Raw genomic sequence first — 12,557 nt, forward strand, 5'->3', positions numbered from 1 at the left:
AGTCTCCCCCTTCCGCTCCGGTGGCGCCCACTCACCCCTGTCCCCGGTCAGCTTTTCCGCGCGGGCCGCTTGCGCGCCCCGACCCGCAGGAACATGCCGCCGATCATCAGCATCACCGAGAGAACCAGCAGGCCGACCAGGTTCTGACCGGTCTTGGGCAGGTTGTCGGTGCCGGTGCCGCCGTTATCCGAATTGTCGGTAGGCGTGTCCGTGACCGCCCCCGCGATCGACAGCAGCGCCTCGATCGTGTTGTTGACCACATTGCCCTCGGGGCTGGTCGTGCTGATCGTCACGCGTACCGGATGGACGCCCTTCTTGGCGGTCGAGGTGATCCGCAGCGACAGCCACAGCTCGCTGGTCGCCCCCACCGCCGCGTCGGGCCCGTCGCAGACCACGGCGTTCTCGTCGCCGAGCTCGTCCGGGATGCAGTCGATCGTCGCCAGCTCGTCGTCGGTCGCCGCCGCCTGCGCCAGCGCACTGCCGGCCGCGGCGCTGCTCGCCGAGGCGTCGAGCAGGACCCGGGCCAGCACGAGGTTCACCCCGGTCGGCGGGTCGATCTCGAACACGATCCCGCCGGCCGTCTGCGACCCGTTGTTGCTGTACGGCATCTTGATCAGCACCGTACCGCCGGTCCGCGCCGTGGTGGTCTTGCGCTTGAGGCTCAGCTCCAGGTCGACCCGCGACGCGACCACCGAGATCGCCGGCAGCGGCTGGTCATCGTCGTCGGCGCAGCTGTTGTTGGCCGGTTCGGCGTCCAGGCAGCCCCCGTCGATGGTCGTGCCGACGCTGACCGTGCGCCCCACCACGAACGGGATCTTGTACGTGTACTCGTCGCCCACCGCGAGGTTCCGGGTGCAGGTGACCACGTTGCTGCCCTCGTTCCACGAGCAGTCGTCCGGCAGCGGCGAGCCCGGTGTCAGCCCGGTCGGCACCTTCAGCGTCATCACGTGCGGGCTGGCGTCGTTCGGGCCCGGGTTGCTCAGCGTGATCGGCAGGACCGTCTTCTGCCCCGGCGCGGCCGGGTTGACGCTCGGCTCGCCGAACGTCGTGGTCACCGTGTCGGTGGCCTCCCCGGTCGTGACCAGCACACCGGAGGCGACCAGCTGGTCGGTGGTGCTGTCGTCGTCGGTCAGGGTGACGCTCGTCGCCGTCCACTTGTCGCTGTCGCTCGCGCTGCCCGACACGGCCACGTCCAGCGTGACCGTGATCGTGCCCGCCGAGACCGCCATGTCGGTGCAGGTCACCTCGCTGGTACCCACGTCGCAGCTGCCGGACGAGTTGTCGCCGTCGCTCGACACCGGCGTCGCGCCGGTCACCGTGAAGCTGCTGGGGATCCGGTTCAGCGGGATGACCAGGCTCAGCCCGTCCCGGTCACCGGTCTCGGTCACCACGACGGCCGGATCGCCGGTGCTGCCCGGTGCGATCTCCTCCGGCCCGAACGTGATCTTCGCGGTCTTCGTCAGCGGCTGGTACAGCGCGAACTCGCCGTCCAGCGTGATGTCCGACAGGCAGGTGGCGGTGCCGTTCACCGTCACGCAGCCCCCGGTCGCCGGGAGCGTCGGGTCGGCGTCGGTGTTCACGATCACCGGCAGCAGCCACACCCGGGCGTTCTGCCCAACCGTCTGGTCGAAGCGGCAGTTCAGCAGGATCGTCGAGGCCGGGATGCAGTCCGCGGCGGCCTGCCCGGACAGCACGCCGAACGTCGTCTGGCTCGGCGCCGAGATCGTCGCCGTGTTCCCGGTCGCGTCGGACGGGCCCACGTTGGTCACCGTGGCGGTGATCGTCGTGGTGTCCCCCAGCTTCACCGCGGCGGACGGCCCGGTCAGCGCCACCCGCACGCCCGGCACCGGCGGCCCGGTCGTCACGATCATGCCGGTGCCCCTCACCGTGTCGGTGCCACGGGTCACCGTGATCGCGCTCGCCGTCCAGGCCACCCCGGCGGCGAGCCGCGACGCGGTGGTCGTCACGATCGTGACCGCCTGGTTGACTCCCTTGACCAGGCTGACGCCCGTGCACAGGATCTGCACGGCCTGTACCTGGCACGACGAGCCGGTCGGGCCGGTCGCCGAGGTCACCGAGAACGTGTTCGGCAGCTCGGTCAGCGGGACCGCGATCGTCAGGTTGCTCTCCGAGCGCTGCGCGGTCACCACGACGTATCCGGTGCCGGCCAGACCCGGCGTCGCCGTCCCGCCGCGGGTGCTGACGGTCAGCGCGCCATCCAGCGGCGACCCCAGGGTGATGTCCGGGATCGGGCTGTCCGGCGGGTACGTGCAGGTCGCACTCCGGTTCGTGTCGATGCAGCCACCGGTCACCGGCTCGTCCGGGTCCGCCGTCGCCGGCACCCGGATCTGCAGCGTGAACTGCCGGTTCGTATTCGCCGCCACGTCCATCATGCAGTCCACCTGGGTGGCCGACGACCGTACGCAGATCGGCGCGGCCGTGCTGTTCAGCGACCCGAACGTGGTGCCGGTCGGCGCGCGGAACACGAACCGGGCGTTACGCGCGTCCGACGGTCCCGGGTTCGTGACCGTGATCGCCAGGTCGCCGGTCCCACCGGGCTGCAGCGTGCCCGGCGCGGGGCCGACCACCGTCACCGTCAACGGCGCTTCGGCCGCGCCGACGGTCGCCGCGGTGACCGTACGGTTCACCGACTCACCGGCACGGGCGACCGTCACCGCCGGAGCCCACACCGCACCCGGCAGGGCAGCCCCGGTCGCCGACAACGCCACCCGCAGGGCAACGCTGCCACCGGCACCGACGCTGAAATCACCACACGTGTACGCGGCCCCGGACGTCGCACACGTCGCGCCGCCGTCCACCGTGATACCCGTGGTCGTGACCCCGGCCGGCAGAGCGTCGCGCGGGATCGTCACCCGTACGCCGTCGCGGGCCTGACTCATCGCCACCGTGAACGTCGTCGTCGCCGTGCGCCCCGGCACCAGCGGCACGTTCGTGGCGCTGATCGTGGTGATCCGGCCCAGCGGGGTGGCGAGCACGATGTCGGCCAGCGGCTGGTCGCCGGTGCCGCCGCAAGCCGCGTCGCCGTCCAGGTCGATGCAGCCGCCGGTGACCGAGGACGTCGGGTCGTAGTTGCCGGGGATCACGATCGGGAGGTCCCAGACCAGGGTCGCCGGCGCCAGCCCGAGCGTGACGGAGCAGCTGATGCGGGTCGCGCTGTCCCGCGTACACACATCCGACATCGGGGCCGTGAGCGTGCCGAAAGCCGTACCCGGCGGAGCCTTGAGCGTGACCAGCGCATCCGTGGCCGTGGAAGGCCCGGAGTTGGTCAGCGTGATCCGCTCGACGGCGGTGTCACCCGGCAGCGTCGTGCCCGGCGCCGGCGCGGTCACCGTCGCGTTGAGCGTGTACTCCGGGGCTCCCGTGCGCACCAGCAGACCCGAACCGGTCGCCGTGTCACCGTTGGAGTTCGTCGCCGTGATCGCCCGCGTCGACCAGACCAGGTTCGCCGGGGCGTTACCCGGCACGGTCACCGGCACCGTGATGATCGCGCCGTTCGCCGGCACGTTGACGCCCGTGCACCGGATCGCCTGCACCAGCAACATCGGCAGACACGTTCCGGTCGTGCTCGAGCTCACCAGGCCCACGACCATCTGCGCCGGCTTGGTGTCCGTCGGGATGGTGATCGTCAGGTTCGTCTGCGCCGGGCTTGCCGACAGCAGCACCAGCGCGTTGCCGGAACTCCCCGGGATGATCCGCGCCGGGGTGGTGCTGATGTCCACCTGCCGGTCGAACGGCGTCGCCAGCGTGATCGGCGGCAACGGCTTGTCCGGCGTCGGCGTCTCGCAGAGCCCGTTGTTGTTCAGGTCCACGCAGCCACCACCGAGCGGCGTGCCCGGGTCGGCACCCGGCGACACCACGATCGGCAGCTTCAGGATCACCGGATCGTCATCGGGGGTCAGCGTGATCGTGCAGACAGCGCGGGTCGGCGACGCCAGCCGGCAGATCCCCGACGTCGGCGGGCCCAGCGGCCCGAACGTGCCACCGTCCGGGGCGAGAACGCTGATGTCCTCGTCGTTCACGTCGGACGGGCCCAGGTTGTCGATGTCGACCGTCAGGTCCCCCTGGCCGCCCGGCGGGATCGGAGCCGGCGGCGTCGAGGTGACATCCAGGGTGAACCGCGGCGCGGCGACCACCGCGAGCCTGGCCCGCGCCGACACCGACTGCGCACCCCGGGCCACCCCCACGTTCGTGGCCGTCCAGGTCGTCCCCTCGGTCGCCGCCGGCGTCGCGGCCACCCCGAGCGAGATCGTCGCGGTCTGGCCGGCGTCGACGGTCACACCGGAACAGGTCACAGCCGTTGAGGTACGCGTACAGCTGCCACTCGTACTCGTCTGACTCGCCACCGACAGGGAAGGCGGCAGCTGACCCAGCGGGACCGTCACCGTCAGGTTCGTCAGATCGCCGCGCGTGGCGGTCACCGTGACCCGCGCGACGTCCTGCAGGCCCGGAGTCACCATCGCCGGGTCCGAGTCGATGGTGACCTGCCGGTCGAACGGCACCAGCAGCACGATCGGGTCGATCTTCTCGTCGGTCGTGTCGCAGACCCCGTTGTTGTCCAGGTCCACGCAACCGCCGTCCAGCGGCGAGTCCGTGCCCTCGCCGTCCGGCACGAGCAGGCGCAGCACCCACTGCGGGCCCTGGCCACCCGCCACGATCGGCGTCGCCGTGCACTCCACCACGGTCGGTGACGTCTGCGTGCAACCGGCGGGGAAGGGCGCCACGAACGTCGTACCCCGCGGCGCCTTCACGCTCACCTTCGCGGTCGCGGCGTCCGACGGGCCGGCGTTCGCGACCACCACGGTCACCTGCGTCGTGTCACCCGGCTGCACGGTGTTGTCCGGCGGGCCGGTCACCGTCGCGCTCAGATCGATCACCGGCGGGCCCGTCACGGCCAGATCCGCGGGCTGGGTCAGCGTCTCGTCCCCGTCGGACACCTTCGTGGCCGTCGAGGTCCAGTCGACACCCTGCGCGACCCCCGGGCCGACCGCGACCGTGATCGCGACCTCACGCGGCTGGTTCGGCGTCAGGACCAGGCCGCTGCAGGACACCGCGTTCGCACCGATCGAGCATGAACCCGAGGTCACCGTGGTGCTCACCGCGGTCAGCTGGAACCCGGCCGGCAGGTCCGCGGTCGGGACGCTCACCGTCAGACCGGACTCGTCCTGCGTCGACGTCAGCTGCAGCTTCGCGACACCACTGGTACCCGGCGTGATCGTCGCCCGGACCGGCACGACGTTCAGCCTGGTGCCCAGCGGCGTCTTCAGCTGGATGCTCGGCAGGCCCTCGTCCTCCGGGTCGGCGCAGTCCGCGTCCCCGTTGAAACTCACACAACCACCGTCGAGCGGCGTCGTCGGATCCGCGTTCGCCGCGACGGTCAACGGCAGCACGAACACCACGTCGTCATCCGCGACCAGCGTCACCGTGCATCGCAGCGCTGTCGGCCCGGTCACCGTGCAGCGCTGGGCCGCCGTACCCGTCAGCGTGCCGAAAGTCGTCGACCGCGGCGCCAGGATCGTGAACACCGACGCGGTCGCGTCCGAGGGGCCGTCGTTGGTCACCGTGACGTTCATGGTCGTGCTCTGACCAGGACGCACCGTACGCGGAGCCGGCCCGGTCGCGTCCATCGAGAACGTCCACTGCGGCGTCGCCGTGACCATCAGCCCCGACGCCTGCCCGGTCGAGTCACCGCTCGCCGCGCTCACCGGCGCGCCCGGCGTGGTCGTCCAGTTCGCCGTGACACCCGACGCCAGCGTCACCGGCACGGACACCGTCACCGCCCCCATCGGCGGCACCGTCACGTTCGTGCAGTAGATGCTCGCCGAGTTGCTGACACACGAACCGCCACCGGACGTCGTCACGTTCCCGACCGTGTACCCCGCCGGCGGCGCCGGAATGGTCACCGACGTGTTCGTCCCCGCCGTGATCCCCGAGTTCGCGACCCGCACCCGGACCGTGGCCGCGGGACCACCCGGAATCGCGTCGACCGGCGTGATCGTCACCCCGTTGTTGAGGTTCACGTCGGGATCGCTGACGGTCAGCAAGCGTCCTGCGCCCGTCACCGCGTACCCATTGAGGCCGGCAGTAAGGCCGGCCAGGTCCCACGTCGTACCCACCGGGGTGGTGGTGGTCGCCGCGGCCTTGACCGTGATCTCGATCTTGTCATTGGCCGGCACCGTCACCGACGAACACGTGATCGTGCTCGCGGTCACCGTGCACGGGTTGCTGCCCACCGCCGCGCTCACGATGGAGACACCGTTCGGCCGGCCCGCCAGGGGCACCGTCACCGTCGTCGTCGCGTCGGACGGGCCGCCGTTCGTCACGGTGATCGGCGTCTGCGCGGTCTTGCCCGCCGGCAACGACATCTGCGTGACGACGATCGACCCGCTGGTCGTCTGCGGGGTCCCGACCGTCACCAGCCGGCCCGCGCCGCTCACCGAGATCGTCGTGTCGGTCAGCGCCGGGAAGGGCGTACTGACCGCGGTGATCGTGCCCGTGCCCGGCTGCCAGTTGCCCGCACCGGCCGCGTTCGCGCCCACGGTCACCGGCAGCGACACGGTGACACTCCCCGCGCCCGGCACGGTCACGCCCGTGCAGCGGATCAGCGTGGTGCTCGCCGTCGAACAGGTGCCGCCGCCGGTCGTCGTGACGGTGCCCAGCGTGTAGCCGGTCGGCGGTGCCGGGATCGTGATCACGGTGTTGGGGGCAGCCACTTCACCGGCGTTGGTTATCGCCACTGTGGGCGTACCCGTCATGCCCGGGGTGATGGTCCTGGCAGTGGTGTCGACCGCCCCGAACTTGACCACACCCGAACACGTCGACTCCGCCACCACCACGTTGCCGGTGGCGACGCCTGCCGCCGCCAGCTGCAGGTTCAGGCCCTGGACCGTGAAGACCAGCCGGCCCGTGCCCGTGTTGTAGGTGGCGCTCTGCTTGTCCGTCTTGCCGGTGAGCAGGTTCGGCACACCCAGGTCCAGGCCGGTGGCGGGGTTGACCGTGGCGCCGGCCGCCTTCAGGTTCACCAGATCCGTGCCGCCGGTGACCGCGGCCGGGGTCATCGAACACGCCGTGCTGACGGTGTCCGCGCTGACGGTGCCCGCACCCAGCACGTTCAGGCCGTCCACCTTCGCCGCCGCGTTGCCGCCGTCGCCGTCCGGCCCGGTGATCGCCGAAACCGCACCGGTGCCGACCACGCCCGGCAGCCCCACGTTCGCGGTGATCTTGGTGTTCGTGGGCTGGCCGGTCTGCCACGTGCTCTGCGTCGTGGTGATCGGGCCCAGCGGGATACCCACGAGACTCAGGGACGCGCGGATGCCCTGCGCCGTCGTGTTGACGTTGGCGGGGGCGGCCTGGGCTGCGCTGGGCGGACCCACCAGCGCCACGGCGAGCAGGACGACGGCGAAGATCGCCGACCGTTGCGACAGCGCTGAATCATCCCGGAACAAGCGTGTATGCACCACGTGCGAACGCTAAACCTCGTAAAAGCGAAAGATCTTTTGTTTCCGAATAACCCTCACAAGTCTGACGTATCGGCGTGTCGATGCTTTGCGGCGTTAGGGTCGCCGGCTCTTCGCGTTCTTATCGCCGCGCGGGGCGTGTGGGGCGACTCGCGCTGCGTTCGCATCCTAGGAGGCTAGGTAAGAAGGTAGGCAGCTTGGCCACCGCGGGCGATTCGGCTTCGGCTTAACGCAGCAGGGGCCGCGCTTCCGCGCGGCCCCTGCTTTCAAACTGCGGTGAGTTAAGCGCCGAGTGCGTGGTACCCGCCGTCGACGTGGATGATCTCGCCGGTGGTGGCGGGGAACCAGTCCGACAGCAGGGCGCAGATGGCCCGGGCCGTCGGCTCCTGGTCGGTGAGGTCCCAGCCGAGCGGGGCGCGGTTGGCCCAGGCGTCCTCGAACTGCTCGAAGCCGGGGATCGACTTGGCCGCCATCGTGCGCAGCGGGCCCGCCGAGACGAGGTTGCTGCGGATGCCCTGCTTGCCGAGGTGCAGCGCGAGGTAGCGGGACGCCGACTCGAGGCCCGCCTTGGCCACGCCCATCCAGTCGTAGACCGGCCAGGCCTTGGTCGCGTCGAAGGTCAGGCCGACGATGCTGCCGCCCTGGCCCATGAGCGGAACGCAGGCCGTGGCGAGCGACTTGTACGAGAACGTGGAGACCTGCAGCGCCTTCGCCACGTCGTCCCAGCCGGCGTTGAGGAACTCGCCGCCGAGGACGCTCTGCGGGCCGAAGGCGATGGAGTGGAGCACGCCGTCGAGGCCGTCGACGTGTTCGCGGACCTTGCCCTCGAGCGATGCGAGCTGCTCCGGGTCGGTCACGTCGAGCTCGATCACCGGGGCCGGCTCGGGCAGCCGCTTGGCGATCCGCTCGACCAGCGAGAGCCGGCCGAAGCCGGTCAGCACGACGGTCGCGCCGTTCTCCTGGGCGATCTTCGCCGCCGAGAACGCGATCGACGCGTCGGTGATGATGCCGGTGATGAGCAGCCGCTTACCGGCCAGCAGTCCAGACACAGATTCTCCAGGTTTCCGAATTATGGAAGGGTCAGTGACCCATGCCGAGGCCGCCGTCGACCGGGATGACCGCACCCGAGATGTACGCCGCACTGTCCCCGGCCAGGAACGTGACCGCCTGGGCGACCTCGTCCGGGGCTGCGAGCCGCCCGGCGGGGATGGCCTTGAGGATCTCCGCCTTGCGCGCGTCGGACAGCACGTCGGTCATCTCGGTGTCGATGAAGCCCGGCGCGACCACGTTCGCCGTGATGTTACGGCTGCCCAGCTCACGGGTGATCGAGCGGGCCATGCCGACCAGCCCGGCCTTGCTCGCCGCATAGTTCACCTGGCCCGGTCCGCCGTAGAGGCCGACCACCGACGAGATGAAGATGATCCGGCCCCATTTGGCACGCAGCATCTTGGAACTGGCGCGCTTGGCGACCCGGAACGAGCCGGTCAGGTTGGTGTCGAGGACCCGTGTGAACTGCTCCTCGGACATGCGCAGCAGCAGCGTGTCATCGGTGATGCCGGCGTTCGCGACGAGCACCTCGACCGGGCCGAGCTCCTTCTCCACCGTGGTGAAGGCGGCGTCGACCGCGGCGTTGTCGGTGATGTCGCACTCGACGCCGAACAGGCCCTCGGGCGCGCCACTGCCACGATGGGTGACGGCGACCCGGTCACCTTGCTTGGCGAAAGCCTGCGCGATGGCGAGGCCGATGCCACGGTTTCCTCCGGTCACCAGGACGGTGCGGGCCAACGCGCTGCTCCTTCTTTCGTCGTGGGTCGCCGCGGCCGGGTGCGCCGCGGAGACGGATCGCTCGAAGACTAGGCGTTACCAGCCGGTATCCGGAACCCGGACCGGTCCGCGAGGAGGCGGCTCACGTCACACTCAGGTAGGGGGTCCAAGATAAGACCCTGGTCCGACGACGCGGGCAGCGATCGGCCGTAGCCTGCCGGACATGGAGATTTTCGGCCCGCTGCACAGGCTGGCCGTCGGGCGTGACCGCCGGCGGCAACTGCCGGCATCGCGCTTTCACGTGTACGCCGTACCGCTCGGACTTCTGGTCCTGATCGGCCTGGGGCTGGGCAACTCCGCCTACCTGACCGACACCCGGGGCCTGGCGTCCTGGGCCGCCGCGACGCTGACGGTTCTCACCGTGCTGCCCGTGGCCCTGGCGTTCGCGGGACGGCCGCTGTTCGCATGGCGGGTGGCCTACCCCGTGGTGTTCCTGGGGGTCATCGGGATGCAACCGGACGAGCCCTGGCCCTGGACCCCGGTCCAGCTCCTGGCTTTCCTGGTGGTCTTCGGCGCACTGGCGCTGCGCGAGGACTCCGGTGTCGTCGCGTGGGTGACAACCCTGACCATAGTGCCCATCTTTGTGTACGCCCCCGAGGCGAACGCCTGGGGAGCCGCGACCGGGATCGTGGCGATAGCCCTCGTCGGCGACACCGTGTCCCGTCGCCGCCGTTCCCGTGAGCAGCTAGCGGAGCAGGCCGAGCTGACCGAGCTGGAGCAGGCCCGCCGCGCGGTCCTGCAGGAACGCACCCGCATCGCCCGGGAGATGCACGACGTGGTGGCCCACCACATGTCGATGATCGCCGTCCAGGCAGAAACCGCCCCGTACCGCGTGGACGGCGTGAACGAGGTCGCGCAGCAGGAGTTCCTGGCGATCGCGACGGCCGCGCGGGCAGCCCTGACGGACATGCGCCGCCTGCTGGGCGTCCTCCGCTCCGACAACGAGCCTGCGCTCGCCCCGCAACCCGGGCTCTCCGATGTGGTCGCACTGGTGGCCGCCGCATCCCGGGCCGGCATCTCGGTGACATTCCCGCGGGCCGCCTCGCTGCCGTCGGACGTGCCGGAGGCGGTCGGGCTGGCGGCGTACCGAATAGTGCAGGAAGCCCTGGCGAACGCCGCCCGCCACGCGCCGGGAGGCCAGGTCCACATCGCGGTCCGCGGGGCTTCCGGTGCGTTGCTCGTCGAGGTGGAGAACGGGCCGGCGGTGGACCCTGCGCCCCGGCCCGGCGGGAAGGGCGGGCACGGGCTGATCGGGATGCGGGAGCGGGCGGCGGCGCTGGGCGGGTCCCTGGACGCCGGCCCGCAGAGCGGAGGCGGCTTTCTGGTCGCGGCCCGCCTACCGTTCACGGCGTCTCCCGTCGCGGCACCGCTGGTTGCGGCGTCGCCCGTCGCGGCATCTCCCGTCGCGGCGTCGTCCGTCGCGGCGTCGTCCGTCGCGGCGTCGTCCGTCGCGGCGTCGTCCGTCGCGGCGTCGTCCGTCGCGGCGTCCGGACAGCCGACGGTGGTCAGGAAGGCAGACGCGTGATCAAGGTGCTGATCGCGGACGATCAGGCGATGGTGCGGCAGGGTTTCGGGGCGCTGCTGGCCGCCCAGCCGGACATCCTGGTGGTCGGTGACGCTGCGGACGGTGAACAGGCCGTCGCCGAGACCCGCCGGCTCGACCCCGACGTGGTGCTGATGGACATCCGCATGCCGGTCCTCGACGGCATCGAGGCCACCCGGCGGCTGACCCGCTCCCCCGGCCCGCGCATCCTGATCCTGACGACGTTCGACCTGGACGACTACGTGTTCGCGGCGCTGCGAGCCGGGGCGAGCGGGTTTCTGCTCAAGGACGCACCGGCCGCCGACCTGGTCCACGCGGTCCGGGTCGTCGCGGCCGGTGAAGGGCTGCTCGCGCCCTCGGTAACCCGCACACTGATCGAGGAATTCGCCTCCCGGCCCCGCGCAGACCGCCCACGCGCGACCGCTTTGAACGGCCTCACGCCACGCGAGACCGAGGTCCTGCGGCTGATCGCGCAGGGGTTGTCCAACCAGGAGATCGCGGCCGCGCTGGTGGTCGCCGAGCAGACCGTCAAGACACACGTCGGCCGGGTCCTGGCCAAACTCGGCCTGCGCGACCGGGCGCAGGCTGTCGTCCTGGCCTACGAGACCGGGCTCGTGGCCGCCGGCGAATAACGGCCGGCAAGGGCGCCCGGGTGACCGGCTGCGTGGCGGATAGCTCCGCGGTATGACGCGCGGGTGAGCGCTGTGGGGTGACGCCCGACGGGTAGGCGGCAAACGACGCTGCCTGGCATGCGGATAACGACGATTGCCCTACTGCTCGCCATCAGCGCGTACGGCCTGCCCGCCCACTTCGGAACCACCACGGACTCGGCCGGCCTGGCGCCACCGCCCCACTTCGGAACCACCACGGACTCGGCCGGCCTGGCGCTGCCCGCGTTCGCGGGGCGCAACTTTCTCGAATATGACGTGCGGGGTGACGGGCGGGCTGTGGAAGTGGTCGGGGATCTGGCGCGGGCTACCCGGATCGCGGTGCTGGTGCCCGGGGTGGACACCACGTTGCGGGATTTCGATCGGGGGCTGGGTGGGGTGCGGCGGCGGGCGCCGGCGGTGCAGGCTCGGGAGGTCTACGCGGCTATGCGGGCGATTGATCCCGATGCCCGGGTCGCGGTGATTGCCTGGCTGGGCTATGACCCGCCGGAGGGACTCAACCTGGAGTCCGCCCGGGACCTGCGGGCGCGCGGGGGAGCCAAAGACCTCATTTCTTTCGTACGCGCATTGCCCGCCCCCGCCGCCGTCACCCTCATCGGTCACAGCTACGGAGCGCTGGTGATCGGGCTGGCGGCGCCCAGCCTGCCCCGGGTCGCGGATGTGATCGCCCTCGGCGCACCCGGCATGGGCCACAACCGGGCGGCAGACCTCGGCGGGGCCCGGGTGTGGTCGGCGCTCGCCCCCACCGACTGGATCCACCGTATCCCGCAGGCCCGCATCGGCCACCTGGGCCACGGACGACGCCCGTCGAACCCCAAGTTCGGCGCGGTCGAACTCCCCACCGGCGGCGTCACCGGCCACGACGGCTACCTCAGCCCCGGCTCCGAAACCCTGGAAGCAGTCGCCGAAATCGTCCTGGCCCCGACACCCGCCCGCCGCACACCGGGCGGCGCACTGTGAGCACAACGGCCGAGCCGGACGGCACGCTGAGCACCACGCCCGAGCCGGACGGCACCCTGAGCACCACGCCCGAGCCCGGCGGCACCC

General features: G+C 71.1%; 6 protein-coding genes. 3 read left to right on the forward strand and 3 right to left on the reverse strand.

Annotated elements, in window-relative coordinates:
- Window positions 1-47 precede the first annotated feature (47 nt).
- From Ahu01nite_RS01335 to Ahu01nite_RS01345, 3 genes are all read right to left on the reverse strand, one after another.
- Window positions 48-7,478, reverse strand: a complete 7,431-nt coding sequence (locus Ahu01nite_RS01335; RefSeq protein WP_203834480.1) for a beta strand repeat-containing protein — start codon at window positions 7,476-7,478, stop codon at window positions 48-50.
- A gap of 278 nt (window positions 7,479-7,756) precedes the next feature.
- Window positions 7,757-8,524, reverse strand: a complete 768-nt coding sequence (fabI, locus tag Ahu01nite_RS01340) for an enoyl-ACP reductase FabI (protein WP_203834481.1) — start codon at window positions 8,522-8,524, stop codon at window positions 7,757-7,759.
- 31 nt (window positions 8,525-8,555) lie between these two features.
- Window positions 8,556-9,260: a beta-ketoacyl-ACP reductase gene (locus Ahu01nite_RS01345; RefSeq protein WP_203834482.1), complete on the reverse strand. Its 705-nt coding sequence runs from the start codon at window positions 9,258-9,260 to the stop codon at window positions 8,556-8,558.
- A gap of 202 nt (window positions 9,261-9,462) precedes the next feature.
- Between Ahu01nite_RS01345 and Ahu01nite_RS01350 the strand changes: the two genes are divergently transcribed.
- From Ahu01nite_RS01350 to Ahu01nite_RS01360, 3 genes are all read left to right on the forward strand, one after another.
- Complete coding sequence (locus Ahu01nite_RS01350) at window positions 9,463-10,824, forward strand: sensor histidine kinase (RefSeq protein ID WP_203834483.1); 1,362 nt, start codon at window positions 9,463-9,465, stop codon at window positions 10,822-10,824.
- On the forward strand, window positions 10,821-11,474 hold the full coding sequence (locus Ahu01nite_RS01355; RefSeq protein ID WP_203834484.1) for a response regulator: 654 nt from the start codon (window positions 10,821-10,823) through the stop codon (window positions 11,472-11,474). Before Ahu01nite_RS01350 ends, Ahu01nite_RS01355 begins: the two co-directional genes overlap by 4 nt.
- A 117-nt stretch (window positions 11,475-11,591) precedes the next feature.
- Window positions 11,592-12,470: an alpha/beta hydrolase gene (locus Ahu01nite_RS01360; RefSeq protein ID WP_203834485.1), complete on the forward strand. Its 879-nt coding sequence runs from the start codon at window positions 11,592-11,594 to the stop codon at window positions 12,468-12,470.
- The last annotated feature ends 87 nt before the right edge of the window (window positions 12,471-12,557 follow it).

It is taken from the genome of Winogradskya humida, from assembly GCF_016862215.1.
Taxonomy (GTDB): domain Bacteria; phylum Actinomycetota; class Actinomycetes; order Mycobacteriales; family Micromonosporaceae; genus Actinoplanes; species Actinoplanes humidus.